General features: G+C 58.1%; 22 protein-coding genes. 12 read left to right on the top strand and 10 right to left on the bottom strand.

The features are described from left to right. Window positions 1-189 precede the first annotated feature (189 nt). Window positions 190-1311, top strand: coding sequence for a Hint domain-containing protein (locus tag ACR0DL_RS09665; protein ID WP_480688828.1), 1122 nt, complete (start codon window positions 190-192; stop codon window positions 1309-1311). Between the two features lie 117 nt (window positions 1312-1428). Here the strand turns inward: ACR0DL_RS09665 and ACR0DL_RS09660 are convergent, their stop codons facing one another. Beyond that, the gene (locus ACR0DL_RS09660) at window positions 1429-3030 is read right to left on the bottom strand and encodes a BCCT family transporter (protein WP_170349799.1); all 1602 of its coding nucleotides are present in this window, start codon (window positions 3028-3030) and stop codon (window positions 1429-1431) included. A 196-nt stretch (window positions 3031-3226) separates the two neighbouring features. Beyond that, a complete protein-coding gene (locus ACR0DL_RS09655; RefSeq protein WP_480688826.1) occupies window positions 3227-3988 on the bottom strand; it encodes a DUF3299 domain-containing protein in 762 nt (253 codons plus the stop codon). A gap of 282 nt (window positions 3989-4270) precedes the next feature. Between ACR0DL_RS09655 and pnp the strand changes: the two genes are divergently transcribed. Beyond that, the gene (gene pnp, locus ACR0DL_RS09650; RefSeq protein ID WP_170396549.1) at window positions 4271-6421 is read left to right on the top strand and encodes a polyribonucleotide nucleotidyltransferase; all 2151 of its coding nucleotides are present in this window, start codon (window positions 4271-4273) and stop codon (window positions 6419-6421) included. A gap of 124 nt (window positions 6422-6545) precedes the next feature. Further along, complete coding sequence (locus ACR0DL_RS09645) at window positions 6546-6884, top strand: NIPSNAP family protein (RefSeq protein WP_170360736.1); 339 nt, start codon at window positions 6546-6548, stop codon at window positions 6882-6884. A gap of 52 nt (window positions 6885-6936) precedes the next feature. Here the strand turns inward: ACR0DL_RS09645 and ACR0DL_RS09640 are convergent, their stop codons facing one another. Next, the gene (locus ACR0DL_RS09640; protein ID WP_480688824.1) at window positions 6937-7572 is read right to left on the bottom strand and encodes a DUF1326 domain-containing protein; all 636 of its coding nucleotides are present in this window, start codon (window positions 7570-7572) and stop codon (window positions 6937-6939) included. A 252-nt stretch (window positions 7573-7824) separates the two neighbouring features. Here ACR0DL_RS09640 and ACR0DL_RS09635 point away from each other — a divergent pair, with 252 nt between their 5' ends. From ACR0DL_RS09635 to ACR0DL_RS09620, 4 genes are all read left to right on the top strand, one after another. Next, window positions 7825-8097 (top strand): PepSY domain-containing protein, encoded by a 273-nt coding sequence (locus tag ACR0DL_RS09635; protein WP_170360740.1) that lies wholly within the window; start codon window positions 7825-7827, stop codon window positions 8095-8097. A 23-nt stretch (window positions 8098-8120) separates the two neighbouring features. Continuing rightward, window positions 8121-8648: a helix-turn-helix transcriptional regulator gene (locus ACR0DL_RS09630; protein ID WP_480688822.1), complete on the top strand. Its 528-nt coding sequence runs from the start codon at window positions 8121-8123 to the stop codon at window positions 8646-8648. A 131-nt stretch (window positions 8649-8779) separates the two neighbouring features. Beyond that, window positions 8780-9469 carry an outer membrane protein gene (locus ACR0DL_RS09625; protein WP_170515889.1) on the top strand — a complete coding sequence of 230 codons (690 nt, stop codon included), beginning with the start codon at window positions 8780-8782 and terminating at the stop codon, window positions 9467-9469. A 71-nt stretch (window positions 9470-9540) separates the two neighbouring features. Beyond that, on the top strand, window positions 9541-10272 hold the full coding sequence (locus ACR0DL_RS09620) for a glycosyltransferase family 25 protein (protein WP_480688820.1): 732 nt from the start codon (window positions 9541-9543) through the stop codon (window positions 10270-10272). A 69-nt stretch (window positions 10273-10341) separates the two neighbouring features. On the opposite strand, the gene ACR0DL_RS09615 is transcribed toward ACR0DL_RS09620, so the two are convergent. After that, window positions 10342-10992 carry a peroxiredoxin gene (locus ACR0DL_RS09615; protein ID WP_480688818.1) on the bottom strand — a complete coding sequence of 217 codons (651 nt, stop codon included), beginning with the start codon at window positions 10990-10992 and terminating at the stop codon, window positions 10342-10344. A gap of 183 nt (window positions 10993-11175) precedes the next feature. On the opposite strand from ACR0DL_RS09615, the gene ACR0DL_RS09610 reads away from it, so the two are divergent. After that, a complete protein-coding gene (locus tag ACR0DL_RS09610; protein WP_480688816.1) occupies window positions 11176-12615 on the top strand; it encodes an aldehyde dehydrogenase family protein in 1440 nt (479 codons plus the stop codon). Between the two features lie 52 nt (window positions 12616-12667). On the opposite strand, the gene ACR0DL_RS09605 is transcribed toward ACR0DL_RS09610, so the two are convergent. After that, the gene (locus tag ACR0DL_RS09605) at window positions 12668-13519 is read right to left on the bottom strand and encodes a methylated-DNA--[protein]-cysteine S-methyltransferase (RefSeq protein WP_480688814.1); all 852 of its coding nucleotides are present in this window, start codon (window positions 13517-13519) and stop codon (window positions 12668-12670) included. Window positions 13520-13637: 118 nt separating this feature from the next. Here ACR0DL_RS09605 and nth point away from each other — a divergent pair, with 118 nt between their 5' ends. Genes nth through ACR0DL_RS09590 form a run of 3 tightly spaced genes read left to right on the top strand, consistent with a single transcriptional unit; the run spans window position 13638 to window position 16148 of the window. Next, window positions 13638-14282 (top strand): endonuclease III, encoded by a 645-nt coding sequence (gene nth / locus ACR0DL_RS09600; RefSeq protein ID WP_366553148.1) that lies wholly within the window; start codon window positions 13638-13640, stop codon window positions 14280-14282. Continuing rightward, window positions 14279-15268, top strand: a complete 990-nt coding sequence (locus tag ACR0DL_RS09595) for an adenosine kinase (protein ID WP_170376205.1) — start codon at window positions 14279-14281, stop codon at window positions 15266-15268. Before nth ends, ACR0DL_RS09595 begins: the two co-directional genes overlap by 4 nt. 28 nt (window positions 15269-15296) lie before the next feature. Further along, the gene (locus ACR0DL_RS09590) at window positions 15297-16148 is read left to right on the top strand and encodes a glycosyltransferase family 2 protein (protein ID WP_170549921.1); all 852 of its coding nucleotides are present in this window, start codon (window positions 15297-15299) and stop codon (window positions 16146-16148) included. 13 nt (window positions 16149-16161) lie between these two features. On the opposite strand, the gene ACR0DL_RS09585 is transcribed toward ACR0DL_RS09590, so the two are convergent. From ACR0DL_RS09585 to ACR0DL_RS09565, 5 genes are all read right to left on the bottom strand, one after another. Further along, the gene (locus tag ACR0DL_RS09585) at window positions 16162-16995 is read right to left on the bottom strand and encodes a DUF547 domain-containing protein (protein ID WP_170549924.1); all 834 of its coding nucleotides are present in this window, start codon (window positions 16993-16995) and stop codon (window positions 16162-16164) included. After that, entirely contained in the window at window positions 16992-18365 is a 1374-nt protein-coding gene (locus ACR0DL_RS09580) for a radical SAM protein (protein ID WP_480688812.1), read from the bottom strand. The genes ACR0DL_RS09585 and ACR0DL_RS09580 overlap by 4 nt, the downstream gene beginning before the upstream one ends. Window positions 18366-18436: 71 nt before the next feature. Beyond that, the gene (locus ACR0DL_RS09575) at window positions 18437-19147 is read right to left on the bottom strand and encodes a glutathione S-transferase family protein (RefSeq protein ID WP_480688810.1); all 711 of its coding nucleotides are present in this window, start codon (window positions 19145-19147) and stop codon (window positions 18437-18439) included. 64 nt (window positions 19148-19211) lie between these two features. Next, a complete protein-coding gene (gene sigZ / locus ACR0DL_RS09570) occupies window positions 19212-19751 on the bottom strand; it encodes an RNA polymerase sigma factor SigZ (RefSeq protein WP_480688808.1) in 540 nt (179 codons plus the stop codon). Window positions 19752-19757: 6 nt separating this feature from the next. Further along, window positions 19758-20243: an RNA pyrophosphohydrolase gene (locus tag ACR0DL_RS09565; RefSeq protein ID WP_480688806.1), complete on the bottom strand. Its 486-nt coding sequence runs from the start codon at window positions 20241-20243 to the stop codon at window positions 19758-19760. A gap of 137 nt (window positions 20244-20380) precedes the next feature. On the opposite strand from ACR0DL_RS09565, the gene ACR0DL_RS09560 reads away from it, so the two are divergent. Then, complete coding sequence (locus tag ACR0DL_RS09560) at window positions 20381-22408, top strand: 2,4-dienoyl-CoA reductase FMN-binding domain-containing protein (protein WP_480688804.1); 2028 nt, start codon at window positions 20381-20383, stop codon at window positions 22406-22408. The last annotated feature ends 9 nt before the right edge of the window (window positions 22409-22417 follow it).

Below are 22417 nucleotides of genomic sequence, written 5' to 3'. Positions count from 1 at the left end.
CCTTGCCAGTGATGGTAAAGCGCATGAATCGCGAACGTGCTGAAACGAACACAGTTTTTCTTTACACTTCGCCAACCTTAGCGTCGGAACACACTTTCCCGATGCCGCGAAATGACCTAATTGCGGCCTTGATTGAACCCCCGCACATGGATTTTGTGTCCGCGTAAGATTTGGGACCGAAGAAATTAAATGACAGACTTCAGCATCAGTGGTGGTGGCTCCACCGACTTTACAGATACGTCCCCTGGTGGCGGATTCGTTATTGACTTCGATAGTCTGGACAACAGTTTCAGTCTTCAGATCAATGACGTCGATCTGTTTGTCGGCGGGCCTGCCGGAGCCCCAAATGAGCTTCAATTTCAGATACCTGGAACCGCGGGCCAAACGGTTCAGTTTGCTGACGGTGACAGGTATGAGATCGACACACCTGCCGTTTGGCAGCTGGGAAACACGAATGGGGAGCCCGTCGTCCGGTTAGAGGTAAATCCGGACGGAACCATCGCGCTGTTTGGTGTGAAGGTGAACAATGGGCCGCTGGAACCGCTGGCGCTGTTCAATGGATTGACCGTAAACACCGATGCAATTGCTGCGGCTTGGAATGATAGCGGGCAAAACGAAATTGACATCAACCAGTCACAAACGGGCCCAACAAACGCAAGCGGCGAGTTTGTGGACGTGCTATGCTTTGCGTCCGGAACCCTTATTGAAACGCTTCAGGGTCCAAGGCGGGTCGAGGACCTGCAAGTGTCAGATCAGGTTCTGACCTATGATCATGGCCATAAACCTATCCGATGGATCGGGTCACGCTGTCTCAGCAACGCTGAACTTGAGGCCCAGCCGAGACTTAAACCGATTTTGATCCGCGCCGGTGCCTTGGGGGCAGGATACCCCAAGCAGGATCTTGTCGTCTCACCACAGCATCGTGTTCTTGTTTCCTCAACGGTCGCTCTGCGCATGTTTGATTGTAAGGATATCTTGATCCCGGCGAACAAGCTTCTTCCGCTTGACGGCGTTGAGACACTGGAAAACACATTAGACGGGGTGGTGTATTTCCATCTTCTGTTCGATACGCATGAAATCATCTGGTCCAACGGCACACCAACGGAAAGCCTTTTTACAGGGCCAGAAGCCATAAAATCAGTCTCGGAAGAGGCCCGGCAAGAGATAATGGATTTGTTTCCCGGATGCGGCGACCCGCAGGTTCAGGCGCTGTCGGCACGTTATATTCCCCAAAAGGGCAAACAAATGCGAAAGCTTGTCCAGCGGCATCAGAGCAATCAAAAACCTCTGTTCGGCGAATTCCCCGCTTAGAATTCTTCTGTTTGATAGCAAAACAAAGCTTTCAGGTTTTAGGCCGAGAACCGACCTAAGGCGCAACAAAAAAACGCCCGCCTGATGGCGAGCGCTTCCGTTGTTTCAGGGATTACCTCACATCTTCGCCTTCTCTGATTTCAGTGCCAGCCATAGGCAATAGCACATGATCAGAACCACCAGCGTGAAGGGGATACCTGTCGACACCGCTGCGCCTTGCAAGGCGGCAAGGCCACCGCCCAGCAGCAATGCGATGGCGACCAGACCTTCGAGCGTACACCAGAACACACGCTGGATGACTGGGGCGTCCATCTTACCGCCCGCCGTGATCGTGTCGATCACCAGCGAACCCGAGTCCGACGAGGTCACAAAGAACACCACGATCAGGACCAGCGCAATTGGGGCCACGATGCTATACAGCGGCAGCTCTTTGAGGAAGCCGAACAGCGCGCCTTCGGGGGCATAACTGTCGATCACCGTGGCGCGAACACCTTCCGCTCCGCCTGCGTTCAGCATGTCGATGGCTGCACCGCCAAATGTCGACATCCACAGGGCGCAAACCGCTGTCGGCGCAAGCAGGGCGCAGATGACGAATTCACGTACCGTGCGGCCCTTCGAGATACGGGCAATAAACATGCCCACAAACGGTGACCATGCGATCCACCACGCCCAGTAGAAGGTGGTCCAGCCATGGAAGTAGCTGGTATCCTCACGTCCGAACGGGTTGGACAGCGCTGGAAGGTGCAGCACATAATCCGTCATCACGTTGAAATACCGTGAGATGGCTGTGCCAATTCCGGTGACAACAATGACGAAAATGAACAGCCCTACGGCCATGATCATGTTGATCTCACTCAGCCGTTTGACGCCTGCATCCATACCCATCAGGACCGAGCCCAGTGCAATCATGGTGATGCCAATAATAAGCAGGACAACGACGGTCGGGCTGGATTCGATGCCGAACACTTCGTACAGCCCCGCCGCAACCTGCTGCGCGCCCAGACCCAATGATGTGGTCAGGCCGAACAGGGTGGCAAAGACGGCCAGCGTATCGATGAAATGGCCCCACCAGCCCCAGACACGTTCACCCAGGATCGGGTAGAACGCAGACCGAAGGGTCAACGGTAGGCCCAAATTGTAACTGAAGATTGCAAGGCTAAGGCCAACCGCGGCGTACACCGCCCAACCTTCAAGACCCCAGTGGTGGATGGTGCCGACGATACCGGCATATTCGTTGCCCGGCACTGCGATATCAATGCCTAGTGGCACGGCATTACCGTCCTCGGCAAAGTTGTAATAGACCGGCTCCATCACTCCAAAGAACAGCAGACCGATGCCGATGCCGGCGGCGAACATCATCGCGATCCAGCCTGCATAGGAATAATCGGGCTTGGCGTCTTTGCCGCCGATCCGGACCTTGCCCACGGGCAGGATGATCAGCACCAGGCAGAACAGCGTGATCGCGTCCACGGACAGGACCAGGAACCAATCAAACGTGCTTGTCAGCCAGGGCCGGAGCCAGCCAAAGAACGTCGCTGCGGCCTCTTGGTTGGCTAAGGCGATCAGAACAAAGGCAAAGATCAGGATACTAGAGATCAGAAAGACCGGGTTGTGGATATCCAGCCCGAAAGGCCTGACATTATCCTGGCCCAGCTCATATTCGGTCTCGAAATCATAGATCCGTGGATCTGGATCCAGCATTTTCTTGGTTTGTGCCATTCGACTTTCCCTCAGTTTGCTGCGTGCAAACGCCAAGGTCTTCGGTCGGTGGACGGCAAGTTTTCTGGTTTTCCCTTGGCGCGTTTCCCGTCATGTCGACCGCGAGTCTTCTGGTAAGAGCTTACACGATCATCAAAATTTCGCCAAATCCGCGCAATTTTCGGGGTTTTTCTGCCAAAAACGGCAAAACGGGCAATTAATCCTGTAACGGCGCCCCACGGGTTTTACGACTGCCCGCCGCGCGCAACCGGTCCCTGAGGGATGGCGTCCAGGTGGATTGACCCTCTTGATTTTCCAGCGTCTCGACAAGGTCGACATCCATCCGGAATGTGGCACGCATCGGCATTAGCCCGTCAACGACGTTCATCTCATGGTCCGAAGGATCGATTACCAGTTGCCCGGTCAGGCGCACCGGCTCATGCGTATAGGCCGGTGTCCAGCCGTTGCGCAATTTCACCCGGATCATCTGGTTCGGCGCGGGCGGTGGCAGGTGACTGCACATGCCGGGCTTAGGCACCAGATAGGCCACCGATTGGCCATCTTCATCCGATGGCGCAGGAATGGCATAACCCATCAGGGTCACCGTCTGACCGTCAAGACCCGGATTGCCGCTTGTGTTGGCCCTGTTTCGGCGCTCGGACACGTATTCGCGCTGGGACAGCAGCCAGTCGACGTCAATCTGGTCGGCGGCAAGGGCATCTTCGGTTTCCATCAGAAGTGTTTGCCATTTCTGGCGGTCTTCCGCGCTGCCGACGTCTTGCTGCAACCTGCCGCGCAGGCGGACCGCGAATAACAGATCATCAAATTGCTCGGGGGTAAGCGCGCGAAACGGGTCGTCATAGGTCTGGACCGACGGGTCCGGCAGCGCGGCCCAATCCAACGCAGCACCTGGCGCGGCCGAAACCGGGCCGATGAAACCCAGCAATGCCAGCGGTAAAATCTTTAGCCAGGCCGTCATCTGCATTCTCCGCCCGAAACCCGAAATGCCCCCGTACCTTAGCGGCCTGTACCACCCCAGGTCCATGCCGGCATCATCACGAATTCAGCAGGGCGGCTGACCGCCAACCCGGTTCGGTTTCGCTTTCCTTTGGGCGCAATCTCATGTATGCGCGCGATATCTGAGACGTTGTGCCCTGACCCCGGCACTCAGACGAAAGTAAAAATGGGGTCGGCGGCAATGGGGCCGCCATGCAAACGGGAGACCCGGAGGGCCGGGAGCGCTCCCATCTAGGATACGCATATGTTTGATGTAACAAAGAAATCTATGCAGTGGGGCGAAGAGACGCTGACACTGGAAACCGGCAAAGTTGCCCGTCAAGCGGACGGCAGCGTGATTGCCACGCTGGGCGAGACCAGCGTCATGGCAAACGTGACCTTTGCGCGGGCACAAAAACCCGGTCAGGACTTTTTCCCCCTGACCGTGCATTATCAGGAAAAATACTATGCCGCCGGTAAGGTTCCGGGTGGCTTCTTCAAGCGCGAGGCGCGCCCGACCGAGAAAGAGACGCTGACCGCGCGTCTGATCGACCGTCCGATCCGCCCGCTGTTCGTTGACGGCTTCAAAAACGAAGTTCTGGTGATGTGCACCGTGCTGAGCCACGATCTGGTCAACGATCCCGACATCGTTGCGATGATCGCTGCCTCCGCTGCTCTGACCATTTCCGGCGCGCCGTTCCGTGGCCCGATCGCCGGTGCCCGCGTTGGTTTCGAGGATGGCGAATACGTTCTGAACCCGACCGTCGACGACATGCAGGACCTGCGCCTGAACCCTGAACAGCGTCTTGACCTGGTTGTTGCCGGCACCAAAGACGCCGTGATGATGGTGGAGTCGGAAGCCTACGAACTGTCCGAAGCGGAAATGCTGGGCGCGGTGAACTTTGCGCATGAGCAGATCCAACCAGTCATCGACCTGATCATCTCGCTGGCTGAGGAGGCCGCGAAAGAGCCGTTCGATTTCCAGGCGCCGGATTACTCCGAACTGTCAGCTGCCGTTAAGGCCGCCGGTGAAGAGCAGATGCGCGCCGCCTTCGCAATCACCGACAAGCAGGAGCGCACCGCTGCTGTTGCCGCTGCCCGTGAAGCGATCAAGGAAGCGCTGACCGAGGAACAGCTGGAAGACGGCAACCTCGGTTCCGCGATGAAAAAGCTGGAAGCAGGTATTCTGCGCGGCGACGTCGTCAAAGGCGGCAAGCGGATCGATGGTCGATCGACCACCGATATCCGCTCGATCGTTGCAGAAACCTCGATGCTGCCGCGTACGCACGGTTCCGCCCTGTTCACCCGTGGTGAGACACAGGCGCTGGCCGTGACCACGCTGGGCACCGGCGACGACGAACAGTTCATCGACGCGCTGCATGGCAACTTCAAATCGAACTTCCTGCTGCACTACAACTTCCCTCCGTATTCGGTTGGTGAAGTTGGCCGCGTGGGTGGCCCCGGCCGTCGTGAGATCGGCCACGGCAAGCTGGCATGGCGCGCTTTGCAGGCGGTTCTGCCTGCGGCGACCGACTTCCCCTACACGATCCGCATCGTGTCGGAGATCACCGAATCCAACGGCTCCAGCTCGATGGCGTCGGTCTGCGGCGGTTCGCTGTCGATGATGGATGCGGGCGTTCCGCTGAAAGCACCTGTTGCCGGTGTGGCCATGGGCCTGATCCTGGAAGATGACGGCGAATACGCCATCCTGTCGGACATTCTGGGTGACGAAGATCACCTGGGCGACATGGATTTCAAAGTGGCTGGTACCGAAAACGGCATCACCTCGCTGCAGATGGACATCAAGGTCGCAGGCATCACGCCCGAGATCATGGAGAAAGCCCTGGCGCAAGCCAAGGACGGCCGGATGCACATCCTGGGTGAGATGGGCAAAGCCCTGTCCGAGACCAACGAATTCTCGGTCCATGCCCCGCGCATTGAGACCATGAACATCCCGACCGACAAGATCCGTGAAGTGATCGGTTCGGGCGGTAAGGTCATCCGCGAAATCGTCGAAGTGTCGGGTGCTAAGGTCGACATCAACGACGACGGCGTGATCAAGATCGCCTCGCCCGACGGTGAATCGATCAAGAAGGCCTATGAGATGATCCACTCGATCGTCGCAGAACCCGAAGAGGGCCAGATCTATACCGGTAAAGTGGTCAAGATCGTCGACTTCGGTGCCTTTGTGAACTTCTTTGGCAAGCGCGACGGTCTGGTCCACGTGTCCCAGATCGAAAACCGCCGCCTGAACCATCCGTCAGATGTTCTGAAGGAAGGTCAGGAAGTGAAAGTCAAGCTGCTGGGCTTTGACGATCGCGGCAAGGTGCGCCTGTCGATGAAAGTGGTCGATCAGGAAACCGGTGAAGAGATCGTTCCCGAGAAGAAAGAGAAGAAAGAGGAAAGCGCAGAGTAATCTGCCTTTCTATTCCGAACAGGAAAGACCCCGGTTTCAGCCGGGGTCTTTTTTTGTTTGGGTTGCCCTTGAAACGTCCTCGAACCATGGCGACAGTTAAAGAGTTCTTCTGTGAGGCAATGCAATGATCCTGGAAATTCGTCATTACACGCTGAAACCCGGCCTCCGGGAGGAATTTATTGCGTTTTTTGAAAAGCATAACCGCTCTGCTCTGCGCGATGCAGGCATGCTTGTTTTTGGGCCACTCCGCGATCTGGAGGATGCCAACAAAGTACACTGGATGCGCGCTTTCCCCTCTTTGGAAGCAAGAGAGCGGATAAAGAATGACTTCTACGAAGGGCCAGTCTGGCACGAGCAGATCGAGCCCATCGCAATGTCAATGATTGCCCATTACGAGGCAGAACTGACCGAGACAACCAACGGGTTCGAGACATTCAAAGGCGCTCGAACACTCGATATGTAGTGAGAACTGCGCCGCAATTCGGGTTTTGGACAAATGCGGCGCTGCTCGACAATCAGTGCGCCACCCCTGTCGGCCCGTGCTTCATGACATGCCACTGACCGTAGCTGTCGTTCAGGTCCAGTTTGATCGCCGCGTCTGCCTTGGTCGACGCGCTGCCGATCTCGGCCAGGGTGAATTCGATACCGCCGGGGATATCGATCCGTACGCGATGCGGGCCACCGCCATGCGGTGCCTGAATCGGTTCGCCGGAAGATTTCAGCACATCCCCGATGGTGACCTGGGCCGTACGCCCGTCCATGTCCATCTCAAAATCAATCGGCACATACAGAGTCTCGTGAACGTTGTCGCACATCGTACGGAAAACGTGCCAGTGGGTCGCCATTTCCTCGGTCTCTTCGCCGTGAAAGACCTTTTCCAATGCGGCGCGTTGGGCGTCCGAGGCACTTGGATCGATGATCACCTGCATTTCACCGCCGCCCTCGAAAATGGGACCCGGCCAAGCATAGATAAGAGCAGCCTTCGTACCACTTAGATTCGTGTCGCCAAAATGCCCCTTTGAAACTTCCAACACTTCAAACCCGCGGCAATGGCCATGGGTTGGCAATTCTTCGAACTGGCAAGGGCATGCATACCCGCAGTTGCAGTTCCCAAAAGCGTCGCCTTCAATATACCAATCAGTAAAACCCATCGTCTTCTCCTGTTATGCACAGTCTGAAAATCCCGACGTCGTTGGTCGCATGCCTGTAGATTATTCCCCCGACAACACCCTACCACAAATTGGTTGCGTTCAGAACCGTAAGGCCTAAATGCCCCTGTTTCGTTGAAATTGCGGCGTAAACCTTGGTTTAAACCCGCCAGTTTCAACCAAAATCCAATCGCAGCAGCCGGGGGCCATCCCCAGTTCGATCGCATCGACGCAATGCACAAAAGGAGATGCGATATGGAAACCTTCAAGATGCTGACACTGACCGGCCTGATCGTAACTGCCCCGGCCTTGGCTCTGGCTAACGTAGGGCTTGGCGACAAACTGGGAACCAGCGAGGCCGAAATCCGGGCGACCCTAGAGGCGCAGGGATACCAGATCGAGGAGATCGAGTTCGAAGATGGTGAGATCGAGGTTGAACTCAGCAAGGATGGCGTGGAAACTGAACTGGTCCTGACCGAGACGAATGGCGAGGTGACCGCCATCGAAATCGAAAAAGACGACGACTGACCGCGCGAAATCAAAGGAGCGCCATGAAGCTCTCACAGACGTCTTTACTCTGGCTTCTTCTGGTGGTGCAGGCCCTCTGCGCCGCCTTTTTCTTGACCGACGCGATCCTGGATTGGACCGGAGGCGAAAGTGCAGGGTTCCGCCATCTGCACGGGTTTGAACTGGTTCTGTCGCTGGCGCTGATGGGGGGACTGGCCGCAACCATTACCCTGATACGCACGCAAAATCGGCGCGTGCGCGAAATGCAGCGTCAGCTTGGCGTGGCGCAGGGTGCCTTTGCCCAAATCATCGACAACCAGTTCAGCGAATGGCAACTCAGCGACGCTGAACGTGATGTCGCGCTGCTGTCCATCAAAGGGCTGTCCATCGCAGAAATCGCCGAACTCAGGCAGACCAAAGAAGGGACGATCAAGGCACAAAGCGCAGCGATTTATCGTAAGGCAGATGTCACGGGGCGGCTTCAACTGCTCAGTTTCTTTGTCGAAGAGCTTTGGACCGCTCCCCTGATGAACGAGCCCAAAGCGCCCAAGCCCAGGAAAGATCAAACCTGAAATTCAAGGCGGATTTATTCACTCACACCGTGCAAATAACCTGTGACTCAACGTGAAGGTCCCGCGCCTTCTTTTCGCGTCTCAATTGCCCACATGTGCCTTGTACCCAATTCGGAACAAAGGACATGGTTATGGTTTCTCGTCTCATTCTCGCCTCGGCGGCCCTGACGGTCAGCGCGTCGGCACTGGCTGCCCAAAGCCTGACTGATGGCCTTTATATTCAAGGCTTCGCAGGCTACAGCCAATTGCAAGACAGCGACTTCGGCGGCACGGTCAACGGATCGGCACAATCCGTGGACACCGATTTTGACGCGGGCTATGGGTTGGGTATCGCCGTTGGCAAGGAAATTCCACAATGGTCTAATGACCGCATCGGCACCCGGGTCGAACTGGAATTGTCCTACCGCGACAACGACGTGGACGGCGTCAACTTCTCGGGCAACGGCCCCGGAAATGAGGGGAATACATCGGGCGATATCACGCAGACCTCGCTGTTTGGCAATGTGCTATTCGACATCAAGCAAAACAGCGCTTTCACACCCTATGTGGGTCTGGGTCTTGGCGTAACCTATTCCGATATCGACATCTCTTACGGGCCGGGCGTGCGGCTGGACGACAGTGAGACGAACTTTGCAGCCCAAGTCATCGCCGGCGTGGCTTATGAGGTCAACGAAACCACTGCATTAACCCTCGATACCCGCTATTCTCGCGCCTTCGACGTCTCAACCAACCGCGTGGCACCCAACGGAGCCTCCACCGGCTCTGTCGAAGACGATATCGACACGTTCAGTGTCAATGTCGGCCTGCGTTACGGGTTCTGAGTGCGCACGGGGGCAGAGTTTCTATCCGGTTCCTCTTCCCCCGCATGGTCCCGTGTTCTATGCACGGGATCATGCGATCTTTTATCATCCATATGTCCTCTAGCACCGCCCGGCGACCCAATGCCGACAAGCTGTGCGCCGATCTGCCAAATGCCGAACTGTTCGAGGCCGTGAATGGCCGTGATCCTGACCAGATCGCCGGTGTTCAGCTTCATCCCGGCAATCTGCACCGCCCGCATTACCCCTTTGCTTTGCGTCCGGCTGAAATCGGCGTGTTCGAAAGCCATCGCCGCATCTGGCGCAAGCTGGTCGATGAAGAAATTGATCTGGCCATCATCACCGAAGATGACCTACGTATCGACCCCGCCCGCATGGCCGAGACGCTCAAGGTTTTGGCCCCGATCGCCACACCCGACCATTATATCCGCATTCCGGTAAAGCAGCGCGAGGTCCCGGTTCAGACTCTGGCCGAACAGAACGGGCTTCGGCTGATCCTGCCCAAGGTGATCGGGTTGCAATGCGTCTGTCAGATGGTGGGTCGGCACGCGGCCAAACGATTGCTTGCCGCCACCGAACAGATTGACCGCCCGGTAGATACCTTCATGCAAATGCACTGGCTGACCGGCCAACCCATCCACGCCCTGCTGGGCAGTGGCAATCAAGAGGTGGCGCGCGAAATCGGTGGGTCGACCATCCAAACCAAACCGCCACTGTCGGATAAACTGACCCGCGAATTCAAACGCGCAGCTTATCGGGCAAAGCTGCACCTGCACCCACAGCGCCCGCCTACTTCATCTGGCTGAAGATACCTTCGGGGGATGTACGCGGTTAGGCGCGAGGGGGGCAGACAGCCCCCCAGACCCGGTGCCGCCTTACGACGGTGCCTTGGTCTTGCGCAGATAGGGAAAGATCGTCTCGAACTCGCCGAACTTTTCTTTCGCTTCATCGTTGGACACGGCAGGCGGGATGATCACGTCTTCACCCGGCACCCAGTTGGCAGGCGTCGCAACGCCCTTGGCCGACATCTGCAATCCGTCCAGCGCGCGCAGAATCTCGGCAAAGTTCCGGCCCACGGTCATCGGATAGGTCATCGACAGCTTCAGTTGCTTGTCCGGCCCGATTATAAAGACCGAGCGCACCGTGGCGCTGTCTGCAGGCGTGCGACCGTCGGGCAGATACGCCTCGGCTGGCAGCATGTCGAACGCCTTGGACACCGCCAGCCCGTCATCGGCGATGATCGGAAAGCCGGGGTTGGTGTTGCCGTAAGCCTCGATGTCTTTTTTCCATTTCTTGTGATCCTCGACCCCGTCGACCGACACGCCCAGAACCTTGGTATTGCGAGCCGCCCATTCGTCATTCAGCTGCGCCACAGCCGAAAACTCGGTGGTGCAAACAGGAGTAAAATCTTTGGGGTGCGAAAACAGGATCGCCCAGCTGTCACCGATCCAATCATGGAACTGAATGGTGCCCTGATCCGTCTCTGCAGTGAAGTTCGGAACCGTATCATTGATGCGCAAACCCATGGCGAATCTCCTTTATTGTGAAAAACCCGAGTCGGTTGCCGTAAACCTAAACACTTTGCGCGATTGTTAAACCACATAAGGGCGTCAAATAATTTGATCAAATTTTCCCTTGCCGTGCCCTTGCCCTGGTGACAGAGTGGCCGCGATTCCCGGCTTCGGGCTGTTGGCACAGGAGGATGCGCTATGATCGAAAAACGCGATTTCTATATCAACGGTCAGTGGGTCGCCCCCTCGGCGGCCAATGACTTTCACGTGATCAACCCCTCGTCCGAGGAACCCTGCGCGGTGATCTCGTTGGGCGCGCAGGCCGATACGGATGCCGCCGTCGCTGCGGCCAAGGCGGCTCTGCCCAGCTGGATGGCCACTCCGGTTGCGGAACGGATCGCGCTGGTGGAAAAACTTGTCGAGGTCTATCAAACCCGCTCGGAAGATCTGGCGCAGGCTATGTCGCTTGAGATGGGCGCACCGCTGGATATGTCACGCAGTTCGCAAGCAGGTGCGGGCATCTATCACCTCAAGAACTTCATCCGCGCCGCAAAGGATTTCCCGTTCGAACGCCCGTTGGGCGATCATGCCCCCAATGACCGCATCATTCACGAGGCCGTCGGCGTTGCGGCCCTGATCACACCGTGGAACTGGCCGATGAACCAGATCACGCTCAAAGTCGGTGCTGCGGCGATTGCGGGCTGTACCATGGTGCTGAAGCCATCCGAGCAAAGCCCGCTGAACGCGATGATCTTTGCCGAGATGATGGACGCCGCAGGCTTTCCGCCCGGCGTGTTCAATCTGGTGAATGGCGATGGGGTGGGCGTCGGCTCGCAACTTTCGGCACACCCAGATGTGGATATGGTCAGCTTTACCGGATCGACCCGTGCCGGAACCGCGATTTCCAAGGCTGCGGCCGAAACGCTGAAGAAAGTGCATCTGGAACTGGGCGGCAAAGGCGCGAACGTGATCTTTGCCGATGCCGATGAAAAGGCCGTTAAACGCGGTGTGCTGCACATGATGAACAACACCGGCCAAAGCTGCAACGCGCCCAGCCGCATGCTGGTCCAGCGCCCGATCTATGATCAGGCGGTGGAGATTGCGGCAGAGGTAGCCAACAAAGTCACCGTTGGTCCCGCGCTTGAGGAAGGTCGCCATATCGGCCCTGTGGTGAACGAGGTGCAATGGACCAAGATTCAGGACCTGATCCAACAGGGCATTGATGAGGGCGCGCGTCTGGTTGCTGGCGGCACCGGACGGCCCGAGGGTTTGAACAAGGGCTACTACGTCCGCCCCACCGTCTTTGCCGACGCCAATAATCAGATGACTATCGCGCGTGAAGAAATCTTTGGCCCGGTCCTGACCATGATGCCCTTCGACACCGAAGAAGATGCCATCGAGATCGCCAATGACACGCCTTATGGTCTGACCAACTATGTCCAGACACAAGACCCCGCGCGCGCCAATCGTATGGCGCGGGTGCTGCGGTCGGGCATGGTTGAAATGAATGGCCAGTCACGCAGTGCCGGATCACCGTTTGGTGGGATGAAGCAATCCGGCAACGGACGCGAAGGCGGCGTTTGGGGCTTGGAGGACTTTTTGGAAGTCAAATCCGTCGGTGGCTGGGCCTCAGAGTAATCAAGTTTGATTAATCCAATTGTGAGGCACCTTACGGTGCCTCGCTCTGTTTTCAGGCTTCCGCCTGTGCAGCCTCATAGGCCAGCATGGCGCGTTTGACCGGCAGACCCCAATGGTACCCCCCCAACCCACCAGATTTCCGCAGCGCGCGGTGACAGGGGATCAACCAACTGACCGGATTGCGCCCCACCGCCGTACCAACCGCTCGCACGGCCTGCGGGGACCCCACCCACTGCGCGATCTCGGAATAGGTGGTGACCTGGCCCGAAGGGATATGCATCAGCGCCTCCCACACCTTGATCTGCAGAGGTGAGCCGATCAGGTATAGGGGCGTAGGCTCCAAGCGGTCGCTGACCGATCCAAACGCGCTCAGCACCCACGGGCGCAGGCGCATAGGGTCCTCGACAAAGTCCGCCTGTGGCCAGCGCGACAGCATATCCTCCATCGCGTCTTCTTCACCGGTCTCGGCGCCGAAGGCCATGCCGCAAATGCCTTTGTCGGTGCCCATCACCAGCGCCGGACCAAAGGGGCTTTCGAACCAGCCCCAATAAATCGTCAGTCCTGCCCCTTTGCGGGCATATTCGCCGGGGCTCATGGATTCCCATTTCAGGAACAGATCGTGCAGACGGCCAGAGCCGGACAGACCGACATTGTGGGCGGTTTCCAACGTCGTGAACCGTTCGCGCAGCAGCGCCTTAGCGTGACCCAAAGTCAGGTATTGCTGGTACCGTTTCGGTGACACGCCGGTCCAGCGTGAGAACAGGCGTTGGAAATGCGCCGGGCTCATGTCCATCTGGCGGGCCAGCTCATCCAGGCTGAGGGGCTCTCCGCCCTGATCAATCAACTCGATCGCGCGTCGCATGACGTTGTAGTGATAGCCGCTTTCAGGAGTCTGGACGTTCATGTCTTTCACCTCATTATCTGGGGTAAACCATAGCGCGCAGGCCACGTCCAAGCGACCCGGAACTTGCGCATTGGCTTTGGGCTTGTGTCACGGGCCAGCGGGCGGCATTAAGGCCCGGATGGCAAAACAACTCGATTATCATACGATCCGCGAGATCTTTACGCGTTTCCATGACGCCGACCCCGAACCCAAGGGCGAGTTGGAGCACGTCAACGTCTACACCTTGGTCGTTGCTGTGGCGCTGTCTGCGCAGGCGACGGACGCGGGCGTCAACAAAGCCACACGCGCGTTGTTCAAGGTTGCCGACACGCCGCAAAAGATGCTGGATCTTGGCGAAGAGGGCCTGATCGAACATATCAAGACCATCGGCCTGTTCCGGCAAAAGGCCAAGAACGTCATCAAGCTCAGCCGTATTCTGGTTGAAGACTATGGCGGCGAGGTTCCCAATTCCCGTGCGGCCTTGCAATCACTGCCGGGGGTGGGGCGCAAGACGGCGAATGTGGTGCTGAACATGTGGTGGCGCTATCCGGCGCAGGCGGTGGACACCCATATCTTTCGTGTCGGCAATCGCAGCGGCATCTGCCCGGGCAAAAACGTGGACGCGGTCGAGCGTGCCATCGAAGACAACATTCCAACCGACTTCCAGCTGCATGCACATCACTGGCTGATCCTGCATGGCCGCTATCACTGTAAGGCGCGCAAACCCATGTGCGGCACCTGTATCATCCGCGATCTCTGCGAATTTGAGGACAAGAACCTATGAAAACCTACCAGCTTGTTGGCATCGGAAACGCCGTTGTGGACGTGATTTCCCAGGCCGATGACAGTTTCCTGGAACTGATGGGCATCGAAAAAGGCATCATGCAGCTGATCGAACAGGAACGCGGCGAGGTGCTGTATGCCTCGATGGAAGGTCGGGTTCAGACACCGGGCGGGTCTGTGGCAAATACCATCGCCGGGGCCGGCGCACTGGGGCTGGATGCCGCGTTTATCGGGCGGGTGCATGATGACGCGCTGGGCCGGTTCTATGCAGATGCGATGAACGAGGATGGCGTGGATTTCGTGAACCCGCCGGTGCCGGGTGGCGAACTGCCGACCTCGCGCTCAATGATCTTTGTCTCGCCAGATGGGGAACGGTCGATGAACACCTATTTGGGGATTTCTTCCGAGCTGTCCTCAGCAGACGTCTCAAGCGACGTGGCAGGCAACAGCCAGCTTATGTTCCTTGAGGGGTATCTGTTCGACAAGGAAAAGGGCAAGGCGGCGTTTCTTGAGGCTGCGCGAAACTGTCACAAAGGCGGCGGAATGGCGGGCATCGCTATTTCGGACCCGTTCTGCGTGGAACGTCACCGGGTCGATTTCCTGCTGCTGATCGAGAACGAGTTGGATTTCGTCATCGGCAACGAGGCCGAGATCAAGTCGCTGTTCGAAACCGACGATCTGGAAGAAGCGCTAGCAAAGACCGCCGCGATCTGCCCTCTGGTTGTGTGTACCCGGTCGGGTGACGGGGTAACGGTTCTATATGACGGCCAACGCACCGATGTTCCGGTGGAAAAGGTGGTGCCGGTGGACGCGACCGGCGCGGGCGACCAGTTTGCCGCCGGGTTCCTGTATGGCATGGCCACCGGTCGCGATTATGAGACCTGCGCCCGCATCGGCAATGTCTGCGCCCGCGAAGTGATCAGCCATATCGGCCCAAGGCCCGAAGCAAATATGCAGGAACTGCTGCGCGCCGCAGGCTTGCTGTAAAAAGTCAGGGCCGGACAGAGGGCATCGCATGAAAATAGCTGCGCTGACGATGGTGTACCGCGACTATGAAATGCTGGCGCGCTGGTGCGATTATTACGGCGACATGCTGGGCCGCGAAAACCTTTTTATCGTCTCTCATGGTGCCGACCCACGGCACCGTGAGATTGCCCAAGGGTGCAACTGCATCACTGTCCCAAGGGAGCCGGTCGCGAATTTCGACACGTGGCGGTTCGAAATGCTGCATCGCTTCGTTCAATTTCTGTCCAGTTCCTATGAATGGGTCATTCGCACGGATTCGGATGAGTTCATTGTCGCGGACAGGGCATATGGAACCGTGCCCGAGATCCTGCAGCGTCAGGATGTTCCGTTCGCCTTTGCTCTCGGCCTTGAGGTTTTCCAGCACGAAAGCGAAAAGGAACTGACGCCAGACCCTATCACCGCCCAGCGGCGCTATGGTCTGGTTCTTGCCAGGTATTCCAAGGCGTTTGCGGTACGAAATGGCATGCGGCTGGAAAACCATGGGGTTCACATAAACCCTCGAGGGTCATCTTCCTACACTGTAAACATGCCTGAAGGGCTGTATCTGCTGCACATGCGGATGTGTTCGAACGCCGTGCATCAGGCCCATCGTGACCGAAAGATCATGATGAAGAACGCGCCGCGTTCGTGGAAGAATCTGGACAAGTGGGAACGGATTATTCTTGACCACATTGCTTTGGGTCAGGTCGATGATAGCGATGCTCATCTAAGTCACGTCCGGAACGTTCAAAGCAATCGCCACAGACCGGCCTGGTATCGGCGCGGTATCCTTGTGCCTGTTGCGACACCCGACATGAACCGCGTCGTGGAACTCCCGCAGGGTATTCTCGGCCAGGTGTGATCGGAAGATCGTGCTATGAACCGGCCGCGTCGTTCAGCCGCCAATCGTAATCATACGCCCTGACCCGCTGTGTTTGCTGCAATCGGGCCCGCAAGTCGGGATCGGCGGCCGTTCGAATATAGGACAGCACGGCCTGTTCATTTGGTCCAAAATCTTCGCGGAACCAGATGTAGATTTTTGACAGGACAGGCCTCCCGCGATCATTGAACCGCACCCCGCGCGGATCATTGACATAGGCACGCTCGGCCGCGGCAAAGTCCTGCTCCAAGGTCTCGGCCTGCCAAGCGCGGCTCATCAGATTGGGACAACCCACGGCCGCGCAGTTCAACGCATAGTGAATGCGGGGCTCATCATATGTGGGTCGAATGATGCGATGTTCGATATCGTTCAGGGTCAGCGTCTGCCCCGCCACCTCAACCAGAGGTCGGTTCCAGGGGCCGATCGACAGCGGCCCGTCTTTGATGTCGCGGATCGAGGCCACGGGATAGTTATCAAGAACCACATCCACCGTCACTGCATTATAGAGATTGATCCAATAGGCCAGCTGCTGATCGCGGGTCAGTTGCATCGGATCCACGGCTTGCAAATCGGTCAGATAACCATCCAGCCGCGCCCGGTCGGCCTGCGTCACCTGCCCATAAGCCAGCCGATTTACACCTTGCGCATCCGGCGCGACATAACGGGACAGGAAAGCCGTCCAATCACCGTGATCAACCCGTTGTCCGGGCAGTGGCGCGTAGCTGGTCAAGGTCTGCCCCGGCAAGGTCTCAGGCGCGGGCAGCGCCAAACGCTCAACACTGGCGCAGGCGGCCAGCAAGGGCAGCAGCAGGATCAGCAGGTATCTCATGACGCGTCCTTCCGGGTCTGGCGCAGGGCCCGCATCTGACCCTTGAGCCGCTTCAGCGGGGCAAGCGAGGGGTCGCCAAGCTCGGGCAGATCCGGCCCACCAGACAGGCGCGGCACGGCGGCGTTCCACCAGCTTGGGCCGGTCGGGCCTTCGATCCGGTCCGGGCTGACCAGATGCATATCGCGCTGCGCATTGTGTACACACATCGACAGCGGTCCGTTGGCCGTCGCGACCATGAACACGCATGAGGCGCAGCGATCCTCCTCAAGCGCATCCGCCGCCATGAAGTTATGGATGAACACGGCCTGCCGCCGCACCGGGCCGCGCAGCAGCCCTGATCCCAGACGCACCACGCTTAACGCCAGATGACCAAGCGCCCGCAAGGCCAGAAGCGGGTGCCGCCAGATCATGCGCCGCAGTTTGGGGCGGATGCGGATATGCGCGTCCTGCTTATCGTCAACGCCCTCAAGCGCGGCGATCACCCGATGCACCAGCCGCCGGTTCGACAGCAACGAGACCGCGCGCCCTCCAGCGGTGACCACACTGGCATAACGATTGCATTTGGAATGCCCAACGGCAGCAGTGTCGAAATGCAGCGGCGTGCCGTAGCCTGCTTCGATCGCGCGCGTCACACTGTCCTGCGTGATCGCATCGGGCCGCACGCGCAGAACACCACGCCCGGTATCGGCCTGCATCTGGAACGACACAAAGGTAACCTCGGGGCGGTCACGCAGAAACCGGGCCAATTTCGGTATCTCGCCGAAATTGCCGCCAAACACGGTGGTATTGAACAGGATACGCAACCCCAACCCGCGCGCGCGGCGGATGTAGGCGCGGCGCACGGTGTTCAATTCGACCTCGGAGCTGAACCCTTTTCGTTCCTGGGTCAGGTCGACGTGAAAGGCGACATCATCCAACCCTGCCGCTGCCAGCCGCGTCAGAAAAGCCCGGCTGGCGCGGATACCGTTGGTCATCAGGCAGGACCGCATGCCCAGACGGCGGATCTCGCAGCACAGGGCCTCAAGATCCTCGACCTTGCGCAGGGTCGGATCACCGCCCGTCAGTTGTACCGAGACACCTGTGCCATAGTGGCTGCGGATCGTGGCGAGCCGTGCAAACAGAACCGAAAGCGGTGGGTCAAAGGTCATCTCGGCCCGGTCCGAGAGGTAGCATAGCGTGCAATCCAGATTGCAGTGCTGGGTGACCTCAAGCGCGACGCAGGCGATGGGGTAAAACCGCCCCGCTGTCTGTCCCGCGCCAAATTCACTGCAACTTTGCAAACCGCCACGCAAGGGGGCACGACGGTCGGTGCCTGTGAACTTGCGTCCGGCAGGGGCAATGGCGGGCTGGGGATGCGCGGTGTCTTTCATACGCACCAAGCTAGAGAGGGCTAGGACATGCGACCACGCCCTCTCACGCCAACGTGCGGGCCGGTGAACGATCAGCCGCAGCAGCCACCGGATTGTTTCACTTCGGTCGCCGACGGAGCCTCGTTCACATTCGCACCCCGACCCAGCCAGGTGCGCTCAGTCAGATAGAAATCGGTGAAGCGGTCGTGAAAGTCGTCGGACACGGATTTCTGCGGAATGCCCGTGGCCTGTAGGGCCCGCTGCCACGCTTTCACCTTGGGATAATCGGCCAGCATGTCGTGCCCACTGTGATCGGCGACAATCGCAGCGCGGTGCAACAAGGGCAGCCATGCCATATCCACATTGCCCAGCGTTTCCCCTGCAAAGAACGGACCATCGCCCAGTTGTTTTTCCACCTTGGCAAAGGCGGCGTTCAATTTGGTCACGCGTTCACCAAATACCGCGCTGTCCGCACTTTGCATGGTGCTGCACTGAACCAGATAGTGTTTGCTGGCCTGATAGCTCCACGCTCGGTTCAAGGCGCGCTGTTCGGGCGTCAGATCGGGTTGCAGCAGGGCAGCGACTTCATCAAGATATTCAGCGATTGCGTCTGACTCGAACAGCGGCGTGCCGCCTTCGGTCACCAGCACCGGCACCTGGCCTGTGGGCGACAGCTCAAGAAACCAATCAGACTTGTCGCTAAGGCTGATGAAGTCAATTTGATAAGGCACCTGCTTGGCTTCAAGCAGCGCCGTGACGCGCTGAACGAAGGGGCAGATTTTAAAGCTGATAATACGGATCATTGGTCTTTCCTTTTGGTTGCTTCACCTGTCAGACGAAGCCCACGCCAAAAAGACGACGATCAGATCAACATTTTCTGCAATTGGTGGATTTTTCCTGCACGTCCGAGATGTTTCCCCGCACATCCATCGAAATATTGCAGCAGTCTTCAAACGCCTTGCGCAGCTCGGACCGACCTTTTTGAACGCGTGACTTGAGGGTCGAATAGGACAGCCCATGCGCCTGTGCATAATCGCGTTGTGACATGCCATTGATGTCTATGGCCATCAACCTATCTGCGGTCTCGGCGGGCAAACCCCGAATGAAGGGTTCGACACAGCCTTCAAGATCCTGACGGGTTTCGGGATCATCACGATGATACCACAGGTCATCCGGATGCGCCTGCGCACGGCCCGATTTGCGATAGTGGTCAATGATAGTGCGATCCGCCGTCTGAAACAGCCACGGCTGCAGCTTGGCCGGATCTTTCAAATCAGGCAGGCCGGTGAAGACCTTGACCGAAATCTCTTGCAGCAGGTCATCCACATCCGCCGCATTGGACACGCGCGAATGCAAAAACGCCTTTAGACGAGCGCGATATTTCGGCCAAATATCTTCGATCTGCATGCTGGTTTATGACAGATAATCGGCGAACGCGTCCACCACCTGCTCATAGACCTCACGCTTGAAGGGCACGATTTCCGCGATCAGCTTGCCGGGGTCTTGCCATTTCCAGCGGGTGAATTCCGGGTGATCCGTTGCGATATTGATCTGATCGTCGCGGCCGGTAAAGCGCAGCAGGAACCATTTCTGTTCCTGCCCGCGAAAACGGCCTTTCCAGATATTGGGCACAATCTCATGCGGCAGGTCATAAGGCAGCCAGCCATCGGTCTCGGCCACCACCTTGACCAGATCAGCGGTCACGCCTGTTTCTTCCCATAGCTCACGCAAGGCAGCAACGCGGGGGTTCTCACCCTTGTCCACCCCACCCTGTGGCATCTGCCACGCGTCCTTATGGCGGTCATTACGCTGGCCGACAAAAATCTTGCCGTCGGCATTCATCAGCATCAACCCGACGCAGGGGCGATAGGGCAGTTTGGCGATTTCTTCGGGGGTCATGCGTGGCCTCATGGGGATGTTCAGGCAACCTCTAACAAGCGCCGCGAGGTCCGCAAAGGGGGTGACGTTAGGTTTCGCGTGACAAAGTTTACGCGCGCGTCAATTTAGGTTGCAAATTCGTGAGGGAGAGTTTCGCCATGACTGCGTACCCAAACATGCTGGCCCCGCTGGATCTGGGTTTTACCACGTTGAAGAATCGCGTGCTGATGGGTTCGATGCATACAGGGCTTGAGGAAACCGGCGACTGGAACCGCGTGGCCGAGTTCTATGCCGACCGTGCGCGGGGTGGCGTGGCACTGATGGTGACGGGCGGGATTGGCCCGAACCTTGAAGGCTCGGTCCTGCCGGGTGCGTCAATGATGACCAACGACAAAGAAGTGGCGAACCATTCCATCGTGACGCAGCGGGTACACGAAGCAGGCGGCAAGATCGCGATGCAGATCCTGCACGCGGGCCGCTATGCCTATGGCCCGAAATGTGTGGCCCCCAGCCCTGTGAAGTCTCCGATCTCGCCGTTTCCGCCAAACGAGTTGGACGAAGACGGCATCGAGAAACAGATCAGCGATATCGTCAACGCTGCCCGATTGGCCCAGAAGGCAGGCTATGACGGGGTCGAGATCATGGGCTCTGAAGGGTATTTCCTGAATCAGTTCCTTGTAACCCACACCAACAAGCGCACCGATCGTTGGGGCGGGTCGTATGAGAACCGGATGCGCCTGCCCATCGAAGTCGTACGCCGCACGCGCGAGGCGGTGGGAACGGACTTCATCATCATCTACCGCCTGTCGATGATTGACCTGATCCCCAACGGCTCGACCCATGATGAGGTGGTGGAATTGGCGCGGCGGGTCGAACAGGCCGGTGCGACGATCATCAACACCGGCATCGGTTGGCACGAAGCACGGATTCCGACGATTGCGACCAGTGTTCCCCGCGCCGCCTTTGCGTGGGTGACCAAAAAGCTGATGGGCAAGGTCTCGATCCCCGTGATCACCTCAAACCGGATCAATACACCGGAAGTGGCCGAAAAGGTTTTGGCGACAGGCTGCGCCGATATGGTCTCAATGGCCCGCCCAATGCTGGCGGATGCGGATTTCGTGAACAAAGCGATTGCCGGGGACAGCGCCAAGATCGCGCCCTGTATCGCCTGCAACCAGGCCTGCCTGGATCACACGTTCAGCGGCAAGCTGACCTCATGCCTGGTTAACCCGCGCGCCTGCCACGAGACCGAGTTGGAGATTGCCAAGGCAGATACGGTCAAGACGGTGGCTATTGTCGGTGCTGGCCCGGCTGGTCTATCCACCGCCATGACCGCCGCCCAGCGCGGCCATGAGGTCACCCTGTTCGACCGCGCCAGTGAAATTGGCGGTCAGCTGAACATGGCCAAACAGGTACCGGGTAAAGAAGAGTTCTGGGGCCTGGTCGACTGGTACCGCACCATGATGGCTGATCTGGGTGTGAAAGTGGAACTGAACCGCGAGATTAGTGCCGATGACCTGACCGGTTTTGACGAAGTGATCATCGCCACCGGTGTTACCCCTCGCGATCCGCAGATACCGGGACAGGATCGGGACAACGTCCTCAGCTATATCGACGTGCTGCGCAACAAGGCCGAGGTCGGTGCGTCCGTCGCCGTGATCGGCGCAGGCGGCATTGGTTTTGATGTGTCCGAATTCCTGATTGAAGACGGACATAGCCCCACAACCGAATTGCCCGTCTGGATGAAGGAATGGGGTGTGACCGACCCCGAGGATCACCGCTCGGGCCTGGCCCCCGAAGGCCCGCAGCCCGAGGCTCCTAAGCGGCAGATCACCCTGTTGCAGCGCAAGAAGCAGGCACACGGCAAAGGGCTGGGCAAAACTACGGGATGGATTCACCGCGCAACGCTAAAGATGAAAAACGTCAATTTCGTAGGCGGCGTGAACTATGAACGCATCGACGAGGACGGCCTGCATGTAACCTTTGGCGAAGAACGCGCTGATCCGACTGTCATCCCAGCGGATACGATTGTTCTGTGTTCTGGTCAGGTGTCTGAACGCTGCCTTGCCAACGCGCTGATCGATCGCGGCATCACCCCGCACGTGATTGGTGGCGCGGATGTAGCGGCAGAGCTGGACGCCAAGCGGGCGATCAATCAGGGCACACGGTTGGCGGCTAGCCTCTGAGTTCGTACA

Source organism: Ruegeria sp. BB5, from assembly GCF_056539405.1.
The sequence above is the reverse complement of the archived record's forward strand: the minus strand, read 5'-3'. Positions and strand labels throughout refer to the sequence as shown.

Excerpts from the sequence above, each read along its gene's own strand:
- ACR0DL_RS09665 (WP_480688828.1), top strand. The coding sequence starts at position 190 with ATGACAGACTTCAGCATCAGTGGTGGTGGCTCCACCGACTTTACAGAT.
- ACR0DL_RS09660 (WP_170349799.1), bottom strand. The coding sequence starts at position 3,030 with ATGGCACAAACCAAGAAAATGCTGGATCCAGATCCACGGATCTATGAT.
- ACR0DL_RS09655 (WP_480688826.1), bottom strand. The coding sequence starts at position 3,988 with ATGACGGCCTGGCTAAAGATTTTACCGCTGGCATTGCTGGGTTTCATC.
- pnp (WP_170396549.1), top strand. The coding sequence starts at position 4,271 with ATGTTTGATGTAACAAAGAAATCTATGCAGTGGGGCGAAGAGACGCTG.
- ACR0DL_RS09645 (WP_170360736.1), top strand. The coding sequence starts at position 6,546 with ATGATCCTGGAAATTCGTCATTACACGCTGAAACCCGGCCTCCGGGAG.
- ACR0DL_RS09640 (WP_480688824.1), bottom strand. The coding sequence starts at position 7,572 with ATGGGTTTTACTGATTGGTATATTGAAGGCGACGCTTTTGGGAACTGC.
- ACR0DL_RS09635 (WP_170360740.1), top strand. The coding sequence starts at position 7,825 with ATGGAAACCTTCAAGATGCTGACACTGACCGGCCTGATCGTAACTGCC.
- ACR0DL_RS09630 (WP_480688822.1), top strand. The coding sequence starts at position 8,121 with ATGAAGCTCTCACAGACGTCTTTACTCTGGCTTCTTCTGGTGGTGCAG.
- ACR0DL_RS09625 (WP_170515889.1), top strand. The coding sequence starts at position 8,780 with ATGGTTTCTCGTCTCATTCTCGCCTCGGCGGCCCTGACGGTCAGCGCG.
- ACR0DL_RS09620 (WP_480688820.1), top strand. The coding sequence starts at position 9,541 with ATGCGATCTTTTATCATCCATATGTCCTCTAGCACCGCCCGGCGACCC.
- ACR0DL_RS09615 (WP_480688818.1), bottom strand. The coding sequence starts at position 10,992 with ATGGGTTTGCGCATCAATGATACGGTTCCGAACTTCACTGCAGAGACG.
- ACR0DL_RS09610 (WP_480688816.1), top strand. The coding sequence starts at position 11,176 with ATGATCGAAAAACGCGATTTCTATATCAACGGTCAGTGGGTCGCCCCC.
- ACR0DL_RS09605 (WP_480688814.1), bottom strand. The coding sequence starts at position 13,519 with ATGAACGTCCAGACTCCTGAAAGCGGCTATCACTACAACGTCATGCGA.
- nth (WP_366553148.1), top strand. The coding sequence starts at position 13,638 with ATGGCAAAACAACTCGATTATCATACGATCCGCGAGATCTTTACGCGT.
- ACR0DL_RS09595 (WP_170376205.1), top strand. The coding sequence starts at position 14,279 with ATGAAAACCTACCAGCTTGTTGGCATCGGAAACGCCGTTGTGGACGTG.
- ACR0DL_RS09590 (WP_170549921.1), top strand. The coding sequence starts at position 15,297 with ATGAAAATAGCTGCGCTGACGATGGTGTACCGCGACTATGAAATGCTG.
- ACR0DL_RS09585 (WP_170549924.1), bottom strand. The coding sequence starts at position 16,995 with ATGAGATACCTGCTGATCCTGCTGCTGCCCTTGCTGGCCGCCTGCGCC.
- ACR0DL_RS09580 (WP_480688812.1), bottom strand. The coding sequence starts at position 18,365 with ATGAAAGACACCGCGCATCCCCAGCCCGCCATTGCCCCTGCCGGACGC.
- ACR0DL_RS09575 (WP_480688810.1), bottom strand. The coding sequence starts at position 19,147 with ATGATCCGTATTATCAGCTTTAAAATCTGCCCCTTCGTTCAGCGCGTC.
- sigZ (WP_480688808.1), bottom strand. The coding sequence starts at position 19,751 with ATGCAGATCGAAGATATTTGGCCGAAATATCGCGCTCGTCTAAAGGCG.
- ACR0DL_RS09565 (WP_480688806.1), bottom strand. The coding sequence starts at position 20,243 with ATGACCCCCGAAGAAATCGCCAAACTGCCCTATCGCCCCTGCGTCGGG.
- ACR0DL_RS09560 (WP_480688804.1), top strand. The coding sequence starts at position 20,381 with ATGACTGCGTACCCAAACATGCTGGCCCCGCTGGATCTGGGTTTTACC.